The organism is Winogradskyella aurantia, assembly GCF_002266855.1.
Classification (GTDB): domain Bacteria; phylum Bacteroidota; class Bacteroidia; order Flavobacteriales; family Flavobacteriaceae; genus Winogradskyella; species Winogradskyella aurantia.
Genome location: NZ_NGJN01000008.1, coordinates 124016 through 139639, shown reverse-complemented (window position 1 = coordinate 139639; position 15624 = coordinate 124016). Strand labels below are relative to the sequence as shown.

The following is a 15624-nucleotide window of genomic DNA, read 5'->3' as shown; positions in this document are numbered from 1 at the left end:
TATATTTGCTAACCAAATTAATGCCTGCACGTATGCATTAATAACAAAGACAACGATGAAGAAATACGTATTTACCCTAATTACTTTAACTGCGCTTAATCTCTCATTTGCACAAAATACAGTCCAATTAATTCCAAACCCTAATGACAGTAGAGTTATAACAACTGGTATGCCTTTTATGCTGGTCGCTCCCGATGCTAGGTCATCTGGTATGGGAGATATTGGTGTCGCAACCTCCGTTGATGGATTTTCACAACAATGGAACGCAGCGAAATACGCCTTTTCAGAGTCTAAATCTGGCTTAGGTCTTAGTTATACTCCATATCTTACTAGACTTGTTAATGACATCTCCTTGAGCTACGCAACGTATTATAACAGAATTAATGAGTTTAGTGCATTTTCTGGGAGTGTAAAGTTTTTCTCGCTAGGTGAAATTGTGTTAACCCAAGATGCTAACGATCCGGGTATTGCCGTAAAACCAAACGAATACGCTATTGATTTAGCTTACTCTTTGCGCTTAAGTGACCAATTTGCCATGGCTGTAGCCTTGCGCTACATGAGGTCGGCATTGCGTATTGATACAGTAGATCCCAACGCAAACCCAGGTAGTACTTTTGGGGCGGATATAACGGGATATTATCAAAGTGAAGAACAGGCTTACAATGATTTTAATGGACGCTGGAGAGCAGGATTTGCCATACAGAATTTAGGACCTAAATTTAGTTATGACGATGGCGCAAGTGAAGTTTTTCAACCAACCATACTAAGACTTGGAGGTGGGTTTGATTTCATATTTGATGAATATAACCAACTCGCCGTTACAGGTGAAGTTACAAAATATCTTGTACCAACCCCACCTTTAAGGGGTAATAGGATTGTATTTACAGATGAAAACGGAGATGGCGTTTTTAATCCAGATGACGGTGATTTTCAAACCCCTGAACAAGAGGAAGCCTCTATAACCAACAATACATATATTATTGATGGCCAAGACAATGATGTTGGATTTTTAACAGGTGTTTTCCAATCGTTCGGAGATGCTCCTGGAGGTTTCAGTGAAGAACTAAGAGAGTTTACATGGGCATTGGGTGCAGAATACACCTATCAAGATTCGTTTGCGTTTAGGGCAGGTTACTTCAATGAAGCAGACGATAAAGGAGCCCGAAAGTTTTTTACATTGGGAGCTGGGTTTAAGTATACAACCATAAATATAGACCTGTCTTATCTGTTTTCAGCATCTCAAGTACAGAGTCCATTAGAAAATACCTTACGTTTTTCATTGACATTTAATTTTGGGGCTGGTGAGTACAATGAATATTAGGTTTTAAAGCATTTTAGTTATAAAAAAAACTATTGTTTTGAAAAAGGCAATAGTTTTTTTGTCTAAAAGAAGAAGCAACATGAAAGAAGTAAAAATAGAGACAAGGTTAGAAGTTTATGAAGATATTTCTGAGCTACCTGTTCAGGTGCAATCCTTAATGAAAAAAGCAGTTGAGGTTAGGGAAGCAGCCTATGCGCCTTATTCAAAATTTAATGTTGGAGCAGCAATACTTCTTGAAAATGATGAAATTATAGTGGGTAGTAATCAAGAAAATGCCTCCTACCCTTCAGGCTTATGCGCCGAGCGTACCGCCATTTATTATGCGAATGCTAAGTTTCCGAATGTAAACATGAGAATGATGGCATTAACAGCTTCATCAAGGAATAAGGTTACGGATAAACCTATAGCGCCTTGCGGTGCTTGTAGACAGGCTATTGCAGAATACGAGATAAAACAACAGAAACCTATTGAAATTTATTTTATGGGTGCCAAAGGTAAGGTCGTTAAATCAGGCTCTTTGGCAAATTTGTTGCCACTCCTTTTTGAAAACTCAGTTCTATAACGATTTCGTGGATACTATATTAATCAGGGTCAATTATTTTAAGATATACTGTTTCTACATTCGTCTCTAAAGTGTTATTTTTGTTATTCGTTTTTAATGATTTTATAAAGACATGCGAAAAATAACCAAAGAAGTTTACCTAAACTGGTATGAGGAGATGTATTTCTGGCGTAAGTTTGAAGATAAACTCGCTGCAGTTTACATCCAACAGAAAGTTAGAGGCTTTCTCCACCTGTACAATGGTCAAGAAGCGGTGCTGGCAGGCGCTTTACATGCCATGGATTTAACCAAGGATAGAATGATTACAGCCTATCGTAATCATGTGCAACCTATAGGAATGGGAGAGGACCCAAAACGGGTTATGGCAGAATTGTATGGGAAGGCAACCGGGACGTCACAGGGTTTGGGCGGATCCATGCATATATTTTCAAAAGAACACAGATTTTACGGAGGCCATGGCATCGTTGGAGGTCAAATTCCTTTAGGTGCTGGTATGGCATTTGGAGATAAGTATCATGATAGGGATGCAGTGACCTTATGTTTCTTCGGTGATGGAGCCGCAAGGCAGGGCTCATTACACGAGACATTTAATATGGCAATGCTATGGAATCTTCCTGTTGTTTTTGTTTGTGAGAACAATGGCTATGCGATGGGAACATCAGTTGCGAGAACTGCCAGTCACACGGACATATGGAAACTAGGCCTTGGTTATGAAATGCCTTCTGGTCCTGTTGATGGGATGAACCCCATAAAGGTTGCTGAAGCTTTCGATGAAGCTATTGAACGGGCAAGAACTGAAGGAGGCCCGTCGTTCCTAGAAGTTAAAACCTATCGCTACAGGGGTCATTCAATGTCTGATGCGCAACATTATAGAACCAAGGAAGAAGTTGAGGAGTATAAAAAGATAGATCCAATCACACAGATAAAAGATATTATTCTCGAAAAGAAATACGCTACTGAAAAGGAAATCAAGGAAATAGATAAGCGTGTAAAAGCAAGGGTTTCTGAGTGTGAAAAATTTGCGGATGAGTCGCCATTTCCAGAGAAGAACGTAATGTATGATGCTGTTTACGAACAAGAAGATTATCCATTCATACCACATAAATTATAATTTATGGCAGAAGTAATAAATATGCCAAGACTCAGCGATACCATGGAAGAGGGTACCGTTGCTACATGGCTAAAGAAAGTAGGAGATAAAGTTGAAGAAGGAGATATATTAGCTGAAATTGAGACTGACAAGGCCACCATGGAATTTGAGTCCTTTTATGAAGGAACCTTGCTCCATATTGGTGTTCAAGAAGGCGAAACTACAAAGGTAGACCAATTGTTGGCTATAATAGGTGAAGAGGGTGAAGACATATCAGGATTGCTTAATGGTTCTGATACGACTCCAGATGATACCGAAAAACCAGCCTCTGAAGATGAATCTACAACTTCAGATCATGATTCGGGAGATACTGAAACTGCAGATATACCAGAAGGGGTTACTGTGGTTACTATGCCAAGATTAAGCGATACGATGGAGGAAGGTACAGTAGCGAGTTGGTTGAAAAAAGTAGGTGATGAAGTCGAAGAAGGAGATATTTTAGCTGAAATTGAAACGGATAAAGCAACCATGGAGTTTGAATCCTTTCAGTCAGGTACTTTACTTTATATTGGCTTGAAGGAGGGAGAGTCAGCAAAAGTTGATGCACTTCTAGCTATTTTAGGTCCCGAGGGAACTGACGTATCGGCCATAGCCAAAAACTTTAAGCCTGAAGGGTCCTCGTCCGAAAGTAATGATAAGAAAGAGGAACCTGCGAAAGAAGAGCCAAAACCAGAATCTAAAAAAGAAGAAACGCCTCCATCGCCAAGTCAGGATAGTTCAGAAAATAAGGCTACTGATGGAAGAATCTTTGCCTCACCCTTAGCTAAGAAAATGGCTGAAGAAAAGGGAATTAGTCTTTCTCAAGTTTCGGGAAGTGGTGAAAATGGCAGGATTGTAAAAAGGGATATTGAAAACTTCACACCACAACAAGCGGCTTCGGCCTCTTCTGCTCCAGTGGCTAAGTTTGTACCAAGCGGGCAAGAGGATTATGATGAGGTTGCCAACTCCAATATGCGCAAGGCCATTGCCAAGAATTTAGCTAAATCTAAATTCACAGCACCGCATTACTACCTTAATGTGGAATTTGATATGGAAAATGCCATGGCGTTTAGAGCACAATACAATTCCTTGCCAGACACTAAAATTTCATTTAATGATATGATTGTGAAGGCCTGTGCCTTGGCCTTAAGACAACATCCACAGGTAAATTCACAGTGGTTTGATGACAAGATGCGTTTAAATAATCATGTGCATATTGGTGTTGCGGTTGCTGTTCCAGATGGTCTGGTAGTGCCTGTTGTGAGATTTGCCAATGAACAGAGTTTACCACAAATTGGTGCGGCGGTTAAGGATTATGCATCAAGAGCTCGGAATAAAAAATTAAGTCTAGATGAAATGGAGGGCAGTACCTTTACGGTCTCCAATTTGGGAATGTTTGGTATTGAGAGTTTTACATCAATCATTAATCAGCCTAATTCAGCGATATTATCAGTTGGGGCTATTGTAGAAAAGCCAGTAGTTAAGGACGGTAAGCTTGTCGTAGGTCATACCATGAAGTTATCTATGGCTTGCGACCACAGAACTGTTGATGGAGCAACAGGTGCACTTTTCTTGCAAACGTTGAAGGGCTATATTGAAAACCCTGTAACCATGTTGGTTTAAGTAAATCCTAAATTATCTTAATATTTGAAACCTATTTCATTTAAAGAAATAGGTTTTTTTATCTTTAAACACTAATACACTTGAAATGAAAAAAATAGTATTGCTGCTTCTGCTGAGTTTAGTAGCATTGTCTTGTTCTTCAGGCAAGAAAAGCACATCAACCAACAAGAAATCAGTAACAATTGATGCAGAGTCCATTAAGAAAAGTATGGAGTACCTAGCATCGGATGAATTGGCGGGAAGGGCAACAGGTACTGAGGGCATTGAAAAGGCAGCTCAGTATATAGAGAATTACTTTAAGGAACATAATATAAAACCATATTTTGAAACCTATAGGGACTCGTTTAATTTCAACTCTATAACTGGTTATAATATTGTTGGCCTTATTGAAGGTAACGATGCTAATTTAAAAGATGAGTATATCATTTTAGGAGGGCATTATGATCACATTGGTCAGGGTACTGAGGTTAATGGAGATATTATAGCAAATGGTGCAAATGATGATGCATCAGGTACTATAGCGGCTATGGAAATAGGGCGCTATTTTTCAAATTCAAAATCCAACAAAAGAAGTATTTTAATAACGCTCTATTCTGCCGAGGAAATGGGATTACGAGGCTCTGGTCATTTGGCTGAACGCTTAAAATCCATTGGTTTGGATGCTTATACAATGATAAATTTTGAAATGATAGGTGTCCCCCGTGCTGAAGGACTAGCTATGGCTTATATGAGTGGTTATGAGCGCTCAAATTTTGCACCTACACTGAACAGGTATGCAGATGATGAGGTTATTGGATTTTTTCCGAAGGCTAAAGAATTTAAGTTATTCTTTAGATCCGATAATTATCCTTTTTTTAAAGAGCTGAATATACCGGCCCACGCTATTTCAACATTTGATTTTACTAATTATGATTATTATCATCATGTGGATGACGAAGCCGATAAAATGGACTATGGACACATGGCTAAATTCATTAATAAGATGCTGCCAGCACTAGAAGGAATGATGAACGCTGCAACAAAAGAAGTAACCTTAAATGATGAGTAGTAAAAACGTAATTATAACAGGAACGAGCAGAGGTATTGGATTTGAGCTGGTAAAATTATTTAGCGAATTAGGTCATAATGTCCTAGCCTTGTCGAGAAATGCTAAACCTATCGAAGATTTAGGGATTAAAAACGTTAGCTCATTTTCTTTTGATTTGTGTAATGTAGACGATTATAGAAATGTTGAACGCTTTGTTGAAGAAAACTGGAACAGTGTTGATATTTTAATCAATAATGCGGGACTGCTTCTCAACAAGCCATTTTCAGAAACCACTTTAAAAGATTTTGCGAAAGTTTACGAAACTAACGTTTATGGAGTGGCCGAATTAACACGAGTGGTCTTACCATTTATGAAGAAACAGGGGCACGTGGTTACTATTAGTTCTATGGGAGGTATACAGGGCAGTATGAAATTCCCAGGGCTGGCTGCATATAGCTCAAGTAAGGGTGCCGTCATTACCCTCTCAGAATTATTGGCCGAAGAATATAAGGCTACGGGACCACAATTTAACGTCCTGGCTTTAGGGGCGGTACAAACCGAAATGTTGGAAGAGGCATTTCCTGGTTATGAAGCTCCAACCTCTGCTTTAGAAATGGCAGAATATATCTTGGACTTCTCCCTCACAGGGAATAAATATTTCAATGGGAAAGTTTTACAGGTTTCGAATTCAACCCCCTAAATCTTATTCGTTTTCGTAACGGCGTAAGCGATTTTTTACATCGTTTAATTCAGTCTTTAAAATATCAATTTTATGCAAAAGGTTGAAGACAGTATCTATGCCTTCTAAATTAAGATTTAGTTCTTGGTGTAGTCGTAGGATTTTTTCAAGATTCACAATATGGTCTTTGTGAATAAAGTAGGTTTCTTCCACTGAAATAAATTCTATTAGACCGTATTCCTCAAGATTTATGAAAAACGACATTTCCATTTCATATTGAGTACATAGATCGGGAAGTGGTATTAAATAGTCATTTGTCATGTCATTTCAATTTCGCTAATTTTTCAAAAAGTTGCTTTTCTTCAGAGCTTAACTTTTCAGGTAGTTTTACATTAAACGTCACGAAAAGATCTCCATATTCACCTTCTTTCTTATACTTTGGAAATCCTTTACCCTTTAACTTAACCTGATAGCCATTTTGGGTTAGAGGTTTGATGTTCATTTTAACTTTTCCGTCAAACGTTTCAATGGTTACTTCTCCACCTAAAACAGCTTTGTATAAGCCTAGGTCAACAGAAGTATATAGATTGTCTCCATCGCGTTTAAACGATGTGTTATTGATAATATCGAATTCTATAAATAAGTCACCATTTGGTCCACCATTGATACCTTTGCCTCCTTTACCCTTAATTTTAATGATTTGTCCATTACGTACTCCAGCAGGGATTTTAAACCTGATGTTCTTTCCATTTACCGTTACTATTTGGGTTTGGGTAGTATAGACATCTTTTAAATTCAATTGCAGTCTAGCATTAAAGTCTTGACCACGATATTTTATTTGAGATCCTTGGCGCCCACCGGAGAATGCATCGCCAAACATGGACTCAAAAAAGTCAGAATACTGCTGTGATTCAAAATCCTTTGAATAGCGGGTATCTTGCCTTTGGCGCTGTTGTTGGCGTCTAGCTTCTTCATAAGAATCGCCCTCTTTCCAATGTTCTCCATATTTATCATATTTTTTTCGGAATTCAGGATTGCTTAATACTTCATTGGCCTCATTGAGTTGCTTGAATTTTTTTTCAGCTTCCTTGTCGTTGGGATTTAGATCGGGATGATATTTTCTTGCCAATTTTCTGTAGGCCTTTTTAATATCTGCATCAGTTGCATTTTTGCTAACTCCAAGTATCTTGTAATAATCAATAAAGGCCATCCTCGAAAAAACTAAAATTGCTTATGTTTGAATCTTAATAGGACGAATTTAATAGTTTTCTAATTTAAGAACAATGATTCTTGTCATCTCTTTCTAAAGGTATAATCAAAAGTTAGATATCACATTATTGTTGAGAAATCTTAAAAACAATGGGCAGAACGAATAAGAAATACAATTGTATCATTTTTGATTGTGATGGAGTTCTTGTGGATAGCGAACCCATTGGTAACCAAGTAATGGTAGACATGGCGAATGAACTTGGTGCTAACATCAGTTTAGATTATGCCTATCAATATTTTAAAGGGAACTCCCTATACCATTGTATGTCTAAAGTAGAGTCACTAATACCAAGCGATTTGCCAACTCATTTTGAAACCGATTACAGAGCCCGAACATTTGAAAGGTTTAAAAAGGAAATTCAGCCAGTTGAAGGTGTTGAAGCGCTAATTAAGACGCTTAAAGTTCCTTTTTGTGTTGCTTCAAGTGGTCCGGAAAATAAAATAAGATTAAATTTAGAACTTACAGGCTTATTGCCTTATTTTAAAAATAGAATATTTAGTTGCTACAAGGTCCAAAAATGGAAGCCAGACCCAGCTGTTTTTCTTTGGGCTGCCCAAGCTATGGGATATAACCCTAATGAATGCCTTGTTATCGAAGACAGCCCCATAGGCATTGATGCGGCAATTAATGGAGGTTTTGATGTATTTGGGTTTACTGCCCATGATTATAAAAGTGAATTGGCCCCTAGAGCAACAAAGACATTTGATAGTATGTTAGAATTACAGAAACTGCTATAGTTTTTTTAATTTTATTGTTATTAAAAAGATTAGAGATGGTTAAAACACCGCCGAGATTAAAACGTATTCTAATTACCATTGTATTATGCTTTGTTTATAATGGTGTGTTGCAAAGCCAGGTATTTGATAGAGTAGAGGATATTGTTGGACTTGACGTATTAGAGGAGAATAATGGTGTTGCGATAGCAGATTACGACGGTGATAATGACTTGGATATTTTTGTCGTAGCCAAAGCAAAGGATAATATAGATAGTCCTAAAACACTAAGCCGACTTTTTAGGAATAATAATGACGGGTCATTTACTGACGTAACTGACGCTGCAGGTTTCGAAGGTTTATTGACTATCGATGAAGGTGGAGATGATCATTTTGCCTTCGACGGTTTTAAAGGCGGGGCCTTTTGGGGAGATTATAACAATGATGGGTTTCCAGATTTATTCTTAACCTATGCATTGAAAGTACAGCTTTGGAGAAATCTTGGTAATGGCTCCTTTGTGAATATTACATCCATTGCAGGATTTGAGAGTATCAATCAATGCCTAAATACAGGTGCGACGTGGTTTGATTATAATAATGATGGTTTGTTGGATATTTATGTGAATGACTGGGATGAGTGCGGTTCCAACCAACTTTACCGAAATAATGGTAATAATACCTTCACAGACGTTACTTTAAGTACTAATATACAGGAAATTAGTAATCTAGCTAGTTACGTGGCATTTCCGTTCGATTTTAACGAGGACGGTTTTATGGATTTGTATGTATCTAACGACTTTGACGAGGCAAATTATCTATATATAAATAATAATGGGACGTCTTTCACAGAGCAGGCCCAAGCCTTTGGTGTAGATACCATGGGTGATGACATGGGTATTACTTTTGGCGACTATAATAACGATGGAGATTTTGATATTTTCATTACTGCAATAGATAATAATTTTCTTTTGGAGAATAATGGAGATAATACTTTTAGCGACGTTGCAGACAACTTAAATGTGGGGAATACGCTCTGGTCTTGGGGAACTCGATTTTCAGATTTTGATTTAGACGGCGATGAAGATTTGTTTGTAACTAATGGTTATATTTTTGAGGATAGGAGTACGGAACCCAATTTTTATTTTAGGAATCTTACGGCGCAGGGACAGCCCACCTTTGAAGATGCTTCCCAGGAATTAGGTTTGAATGAACTTACAATTAGTGTTGAAGCCGTGGATTTTGATTATGATAATGATGGCGATATTGATTTGTTCGTCTCCAACAGTGATGGACCTTCCTTTTTGTATGAAAATAAGATGTTAAATTTTGATGATACGGATACCGTCCACAATTGGTTTAAAATCCAACTTCAAGGAACAGTATCCAATAGAGACGCCATCGGCACCACAATTTCTTTAACCACAAGTACTGGTGCTTATAAGCGTTATTACTCCGGTGTTGGTTTTTTAAGTCAGAGTTTACAAGCTGTCCATTTTGGTTTAGGCAATACCTCGGACATTCAAAGCGTAGAAATAAAATGGCCCTCAGGTTTGGTTGAAAATTATACGAATTTATCCTCTAATACGACAATTAGAGCAACAGAAGGTCAAGGGTTCGTAGTTTTAGACCTTCCACCAAGTCAAAAAATATATGGTTGTACAGACCCTGTGTCCTGTTCCTATAACCCTGAAGCTACCCTAGATGATGGGTCTTGCACCTATTTGGAATCTCAGGCTATAGTTGGAAATAACAATAGTGCATTCTTAAGTGTTGATAGCTATAATTATGCATTATCAGTTGGTTCAACAGCACAGTGGCAAGTTAGTGGTGGCGAAATTTTAAGTGGTCAAGGAACAAGTTCTATCTTGGTGAAGTGGCATATTGAAGAATCAGGACGTATTTCGGTGATTGAAACAGATAGTCAGTGTTCTAGTTTACCGGTAACGCTAAATGTTGCTTTAGGAACTGAAAGTTTACCCGAGAGTATCTCAGTTGCCAGATTGTGGAATGAAGCACTATTAGAAGCCATAAGGGATGATTTTGCCAGACCTACCATACATGCAAGAAATTTATTTCATACCAGTATTGCCATGTATGATATCTGGGCTATTTATGATGACGAGGCAAGACCTTATCTTATGGGTAATATGGTGAATGGCTTTAGTAGTGATTTGGAAGACTTTGTTTTAATTGAAAGTAAAGAAGCATCGTTGAAACGGGCTATAAGTTATGCTATGTATAGGTTACTATCCCATAGATTTCAAAATTCACCTGGTGCCGAGGAATCGCGGGCAAGATTTGATTTATTAATGGAGAAATTAGGATATGATATTAATATCACGTCGTTAAATTACGCATTTGGCAATGCAGCTGCCCTAGGAAATTATGTGGCCCAAACCATCATTGACTATGGTTTACAGGATGGGTCGCGTGAAGCAACAGGCTACGACAATGCCTACTACGAACCTGTAAATCCACCCTATGCCTTAGATATTGCCGACAATGAACCGATAGTTGACCCCAACCGTTGGCAACCTTTAGCACTCGATATTTTTATTGATCAAGGTGGAAATTTAGTAGACGGGGAGGTCCCAGCATTTTTGAGTCCAGAATGGGGCAATGTATATTCTTTTTCCTTAACGGAAGAAGATAAAGTAACCTATGAGCGCAATGGGAATCAATATCATGTTTTCCATGACCCCTCCGACCCTCCGTATATAAGTTTAACAGAATCGAATAGCTCCAGTGACCAGTATAAGTGGGGATTTTCAATGGTATCTGTTTGGCAATCGCACTTAGATCCTGCAGATGGGGTCATGTGGGATATATCGCCAAATTCAATTGGTAATGTGGACATCGATACCTTTCCTTCAGATTTTTCTAATTATCCCGATTTTTATGACTTTTTTAATGGTGGCAGTATTGGTGAAGGCCATTCTTTGAATCCAGTAACAGGTAGCCCTTATGAAGTAAATATGGTGCCGAGAGGTGACTATGCTAGGGTTTTGGCAGAGTTTTGGGCTGATGGACCAGATTCTGAAACACCGCCAGGCCATTGGTTTACAATTTTGAATTATGTAAGCGATCATCCACAATTTGAAAAACGATTTCGAGGAGAAGGCGATATATTAATTCCTTTGGAATGGGATGTTAAGGCTTACTTTATTTTAGGCGGTGGAATGCATGACGCTGCTGTCGCAGCATGGAGCGTTAAAGGTTGGTATGATTATATCAGACCTATTTCTGCTATTAGGTCTATGGCAGAACGAGGACAAAGTTCAAATCCCGATTTAGACAATTATGATGTTTCAGGCATACCGTTAATTGATGGTTATGTTGAGGTTATTCAAGAGGGTGATCCTTTGGCAGGGTTTGCGAATCAATATGTTGGGGATATAAAACTGTATACCTGGAAAGGGCACGATTTCATTAATGATCCCGAGACAGATCAGGCAGGCGTAGGATGGATAAGGGCGTCAGGTTGGTATCCTTATCAAAGGCCAACGTTTGTAACACCGCCATTTGCAGGCTATGTTTCAGGTCACTCCACATATTCTCGTGCAGCAGCAGAACTGCTTACCATGATGACGGGTAGTGAATATTTTCCAGGTGGATTAGGCGAGTTCGTGGCCAAACAGAATGAGTTCCTCGTCTTTGAACGTGGGCCTTCTGTTGATGTGGTGCTTCAATGGGCCACCTATAGGGATGCGTCAGACCAAACAAGTTTAAGTCGTATTTGGGGTGGTATACACCCTCCTGCGGATGATATACCAGGGCGTTTTATTGGTCAAGCAGTTGCAGAAGAGGCATTTGCGTTTGCCGTTCCCTATTTCTTTGGAGGCGACATTAATATAGGTGACCCATTGGCAGAACAATTGGTATTTCCTAATCCAGCCACTAATGGAGAACTAAATATTACGGCGACCAACAGTTCAGATAACATAGAAATGTATGATATTGGTGGCCGTCGCATTACAATTAATGGCAGAAACTTTGACGACCAGACTAATACAACAACCATACAATTAATAGATATAACTTCTGGCTTATATTTGCTAAATATCAATGGAAATACTAAGAAAGTTATCGTAAAAAATTAATCAAACTTTAAATCTATTTTTTTGGTATAGCTCATATGAAAATAAGTCTTTTTGAATATATTCCGCTCGCCGCACAACCTCAAATTAAAGCTCTTATGACTCAGGACAACTTGGTTGTGAAAATCAAAAAAGAACGTAAAACCAAGCATGGAGACTACAAGTCACTACCAAATGGAAAACACCAAATTACAGTAAATGCTAATTTAAATAGCTACCGATTTCTAGTAACACTGCTGCATGAGATTGCACATTTTGAAGCCTATAAAAAATACGGCTATACAATTAAGCCACATGGTGCTGAATGGAAATCTACGTTTCAGCATTTAATATTGCCCTTTTTACGACCAGATGTTTTTCCCTCGAGTATTTTGCCATTATTAGCGAACCATTTTAAAAACCCAAAAGCGTCGAGTGATACAGACATACATTTAGCATTGGCTTTAAAACAATTTGATAAGAATCAGGATAAAACCTATGTGTTTGAACTGCCATTAGGTGCTTCGTTTAAATTATACAATGGGAGAATTTTCAAAAAAGGTATTAAACGAAGAAAACGCATTGAGTGTATGGAACTTAATTCAGGTAGATTATATTTGTTTAATCCAAACGCTGAAGTAGAACTCATAGACGAATGAAAAATAAAGATTACTACGCCATTCTTATGGCAGGAGGTGTCGGTTCAAGATTTTGGCCAATAAGCACCCAGAATTTCCCTAAGCAATTTCACGATATGCTTGGTACTGGTGAAACCCTGATTCAAAAGACATTCAATAGACTTTCAAAGCTTATTCCAGAAGAGAATATATTTATTCTTACTAACGAGCGTTACAATGATTTGGTCCATGAACAATTACCAACAGTTACCAAAAGACAAGTTGTTTTGGAGCCTGCGATGAGAAATACAGCCCCTTGTATTTTATATGCAGCACTAAAAATTCATAAGGAAAATGAAAATGCCCTTATGATAGTCGCTCCAAGCGACCATTGGATTGAAGATGAGCAAGCTTTTTCTAATAATATTCAAACAGCATTTGACTATTGTTCGGCGAATGATGCACTAGTGACCTTAGGTATTGTACCCAGTTTCCCGAATACTGGTTATGGCTATATTGAGTACGATAAATCCTCAACAAGCCAGATTAAGACTGTTGAGCAATTCAGGGAAAAACCAGATTATGAAACCGCAAAGACCTTTTTAGATCAGGGTAATTTTCTTTGGAATGCAGGAATTTTTATGTGGAGCGTTAAATCTGTGCTTAAAGCCTTTAAGACCAATCAACCAGGATTGTATCAACTCTTCAAAAGTGGTTATGACTCGTATAATTCAGATTCAGAAGATAAGTTTATACAAGAGAACTATCCAAAGGCAGAGAATATTTCTGTGGATTATGCTATTATGGAAAAAAGTTCAAACGTTTATGTTATTCCTGCTGATTTTGACTGGAATGACCTAGGGACTTGGGGAAGCTTATACGATAAGTTAGATAAAGATAACAATGCCAATGCCATCGTTAATTCTAAGGTTTTGTTGGAAGATGCTTCAGGTAATATGATACGATCAAATAAGGATAAAATCGTTGTTATTGACGGTATTAAGGATTATATTGTTGTAGATAAAGAAGAAGTGTTACTTATCTTTCCTAAGGCAAAGGAACAAGATATTAAAAATGTACTCCAAAATGTTAAGGCCAAATTTGGAGAAAAATATGGTTAAAGATGAGCGAAGAAAGTAAGTTCAATTTTTCCGAAGATGAACAAAAAAACATCGATAAGGATAAAGCTGTAGAAGAAAAAAAAGAAGCTGTTAGAAAGGATGCCAAAGGGTTATTTACCAGTATAAAAACCTTTTTGACGGAACTCTTGGATTTTAGGGAAGACACGGACAGGGACGAAACAATTAAAGCCATACAAGGTGACATCTCATTCAAAGGGGCTACAGCGTGGATTTTGGTGTGTTCAATTTTTGTAGCATCCATAGGTCTTAATGCCAATAGTACAGCGGTGGTTATTGGAGCCATGTTGATCTCGCCTTTAATGGGACCCATATTGGGTATTGGAATGTCCATTGCTATCAATGATATAGATACGTTAAGAAAATCACTTATCAATTTGGCAACAATGATTGTGTTGAGTTTACTGACTGCCTTTTTGTTCTTCTGGTTTTTTCCATTGAGCGAGGATACCTCAGAACTACTTGGGCGGGTTAAACCCGATATCAGAGACGTGTTAATAGCTTTTTTTGGTGGGTCTGCATTGATTATTGCACGTACAAAGAAAGGTACTATTGCGTCAGTAATTTTTGGTGTGGCCATTGCAACGGCTTTAATGCCGCCGCTTTGTACAGCGGGCTATGGTCTGGCCAAAGCCAATTGGAGTTACTTTGGTGGTGCTATGTACCTCTTCACTATTAATGCCATATTTATTGCATTGGCAACGTTTTTGGTTATAAAAGTCTTGCGCTTTCCTATGCTTAAATACGCAAACTCTAAAAAGCGCAAGCGTATAGCAAGAATAGCGTCCCTATTAGCCATTATCGTTATGGTGCCAGCCGTATTCACATTTGTTGATGTATTAAAAAAGAGTCGATTTGAAATTGCGGCAAGGGATTTTATAAATACTGAATTAGAAACCTTACCAAATAAAAATTATATAAAAAAGAATGCGAATCCTATTTATGATCCAGAAGGTAATTCTATAATAGAATTAATTCCCTTTGGAACTGATGAGATTTCAGAAGATACTCGTAAGTTGCTTGAAGCTAGGTTTAATGATCCCGCTTATGCCGCCTTAAGAGGCACAAAACTATCGATAAATCAGATACGAAACCGTGCGATAAATAATTTGGAATATATGGAAGAACTGCGAACCCGTGATTCCTTAGATTTGTTATCCCAAGGGCAAAAGATAACCTACCTTGAAAATAAATTGAGGACATTGTCTGGGTTAGAGCGTAACCAAATTCCGTTTAAAAATATTATTGAAGAAGCTAAAATCAATTATGAAAATCTTGAAAGTATAACTTTTGCTCAAGAAATAACCTCTAACTTTAGTAAGATTGATACCACGGCGGTTTTCACGATTAAATGGATAGATTCCTTGTCAACACCAGCATCTATTGCGAAAGATTCAAAAAAATTAGAAGAATGGCTCAAGGTGAAATTGAATCGGAATAAATTAGTCGTTAAACAAAAGTAAAAGGC

The 15624-nt window shown here is 37.9% G+C and carries 13 protein-coding genes; 11 read left to right on the top strand and 2 right to left on the bottom strand.

Annotated elements, in window-relative coordinates; all coding sequences use genetic code 11:
* The first annotated feature begins 55 nt into the window (after window positions 1-55).
* The 6 genes from porV (at window position 56) to CA834_RS13820 (ending at window position 6362) form a co-directional block, all read left to right on the top strand.
* A complete protein-coding gene (porV, locus tag CA834_RS13845) occupies window positions 56-1321 on the top strand; it encodes a type IX secretion system outer membrane channel protein PorV (RefSeq protein WP_094969315.1) in 1266 nt (421 codons plus the stop codon).
* 79 nt (window positions 1322-1400) lie between these two features.
* Window positions 1401-1883, top strand: a complete 483-nt coding sequence (gene cdd, locus CA834_RS13840; protein ID WP_094969314.1) for a cytidine deaminase — start codon at window positions 1401-1403, stop codon at window positions 1881-1883.
* Between the two features lie 112 nt (window positions 1884-1995).
* Window positions 1996-2994, top strand: coding sequence for a pyruvate dehydrogenase (acetyl-transferring) E1 component subunit alpha (gene pdhA, locus CA834_RS13835; RefSeq protein WP_094969313.1), 999 nt, complete (start codon window positions 1996-1998; stop codon window positions 2992-2994).
* Between the two features lie 3 nt (window positions 2995-2997).
* Window positions 2998-4635, top strand: a complete 1638-nt coding sequence (locus CA834_RS13830) for a pyruvate dehydrogenase complex dihydrolipoamide acetyltransferase (protein ID WP_094969312.1) — start codon at window positions 2998-3000, stop codon at window positions 4633-4635.
* Between the two features lie 85 nt (window positions 4636-4720).
* Window positions 4721-5683 carry a M20/M25/M40 family metallo-hydrolase gene (locus CA834_RS13825; RefSeq protein WP_094969311.1) on the top strand — a complete coding sequence of 321 codons (963 nt, stop codon included), beginning with the start codon at window positions 4721-4723 and terminating at the stop codon, window positions 5681-5683.
* Complete coding sequence (locus CA834_RS13820) at window positions 5676-6362, top strand: SDR family NAD(P)-dependent oxidoreductase (RefSeq protein WP_094969310.1); 687 nt, start codon at window positions 5676-5678, stop codon at window positions 6360-6362. The genes CA834_RS13825 and CA834_RS13820 overlap by 8 nt, the downstream gene beginning before the upstream one ends.
* Before the next feature lie 3 nt (window positions 6363-6365).
* Here the strand turns inward: CA834_RS13820 and CA834_RS13815 are convergent, their stop codons facing one another.
* Together CA834_RS13815 and CA834_RS13810 are read right to left on the bottom strand one after the other, a co-directional pair.
* Window positions 6366-6662, bottom strand: coding sequence for a chaperone modulator CbpM (locus CA834_RS13815; RefSeq protein ID WP_094969309.1), 297 nt, complete (start codon window positions 6660-6662; stop codon window positions 6366-6368).
* 1 nt (window position 6663) lies between these two features.
* A complete protein-coding gene (locus CA834_RS13810) occupies window positions 6664-7551 on the bottom strand; it encodes a DnaJ C-terminal domain-containing protein (RefSeq protein WP_094969308.1) in 888 nt (295 codons plus the stop codon).
* A 149-nt stretch (window positions 7552-7700) separates the two neighbouring features.
* Here CA834_RS13810 and CA834_RS13805 point away from each other — a divergent pair, with 149 nt between their 5' ends.
* Genes CA834_RS13805 through CA834_RS13785 form a run of 5 tightly spaced genes read left to right on the top strand, consistent with a single transcriptional unit; the run spans window position 7701 to window position 15619 of the window.
* Window positions 7701-8348: an HAD family hydrolase gene (locus CA834_RS13805; protein WP_094969307.1), complete on the top strand. Its 648-nt coding sequence runs from the start codon at window positions 7701-7703 to the stop codon at window positions 8346-8348.
* 14 nt (window positions 8349-8362) lie between these two features.
* The gene (locus tag CA834_RS13800; RefSeq protein WP_240507618.1) at window positions 8363-12424 is read left to right on the top strand and encodes an FG-GAP-like repeat-containing protein; all 4062 of its coding nucleotides are present in this window, start codon (window positions 8363-8365) and stop codon (window positions 12422-12424) included.
* A gap of 35 nt (window positions 12425-12459) precedes the next feature.
* Window positions 12460-13059 (top strand): SprT-like domain-containing protein, encoded by a 600-nt coding sequence (locus CA834_RS13795; protein ID WP_094969305.1) that lies wholly within the window; start codon window positions 12460-12462, stop codon window positions 13057-13059.
* The gene (locus tag CA834_RS13790; RefSeq protein ID WP_094969304.1) at window positions 13056-14138 is read left to right on the top strand and encodes a mannose-1-phosphate guanylyltransferase; all 1083 of its coding nucleotides are present in this window, start codon (window positions 13056-13058) and stop codon (window positions 14136-14138) included. Before CA834_RS13795 ends, CA834_RS13790 begins: the two co-directional genes overlap by 4 nt.
* A 2-nt stretch (window positions 14139-14140) precedes the next feature.
* Complete coding sequence (locus tag CA834_RS13785) at window positions 14141-15619, top strand: DUF389 domain-containing protein (protein ID WP_094969303.1); 1479 nt, start codon at window positions 14141-14143, stop codon at window positions 15617-15619.
* The last annotated feature ends 5 nt before the right edge of the window (window positions 15620-15624 follow it).

Bases quoted from the DNA above. Each gene is read 5' to 3' on its own strand.
- porV (WP_094969315.1), top strand. From the start codon at position 56: ATGAAGAAATACGTATTTACCCTAATTACTTTAACTGCGCTTAATCTC.
- cdd (WP_094969314.1), top strand. From the start codon at position 1,401: ATGAAAGAAGTAAAAATAGAGACAAGGTTAGAAGTTTATGAAGATATT.
- pdhA (WP_094969313.1), top strand. From the start codon at position 1,996: ATGCGAAAAATAACCAAAGAAGTTTACCTAAACTGGTATGAGGAGATG.
- CA834_RS13830 (WP_094969312.1), top strand. From the start codon at position 2,998: ATGGCAGAAGTAATAAATATGCCAAGACTCAGCGATACCATGGAAGAG.
- CA834_RS13825 (WP_094969311.1), top strand. From the start codon at position 4,721: ATGAAAAAAATAGTATTGCTGCTTCTGCTGAGTTTAGTAGCATTGTCT.
- CA834_RS13820 (WP_094969310.1), top strand. From the start codon at position 5,676: ATGAGTAGTAAAAACGTAATTATAACAGGAACGAGCAGAGGTATTGGA.
- CA834_RS13815 (WP_094969309.1), bottom strand. From the start codon at position 6,662: ATGACAAATGACTATTTAATACCACTTCCCGATCTATGTACTCAATAT.
- CA834_RS13810 (WP_094969308.1), bottom strand. From the start codon at position 7,551: ATGGCCTTTATTGATTATTACAAGATACTTGGAGTTAGCAAAAATGCA.
- CA834_RS13805 (WP_094969307.1), top strand. From the start codon at position 7,701: ATGGGCAGAACGAATAAGAAATACAATTGTATCATTTTTGATTGTGAT.
- CA834_RS13795 (WP_094969305.1), top strand. From the start codon at position 12,460: ATGAAAATAAGTCTTTTTGAATATATTCCGCTCGCCGCACAACCTCAA.
- CA834_RS13790 (WP_094969304.1), top strand. From the start codon at position 13,056: ATGAAAAATAAAGATTACTACGCCATTCTTATGGCAGGAGGTGTCGGT.
- CA834_RS13785 (WP_094969303.1), top strand. From the start codon at position 14,141: ATGAGCGAAGAAAGTAAGTTCAATTTTTCCGAAGATGAACAAAAAAAC.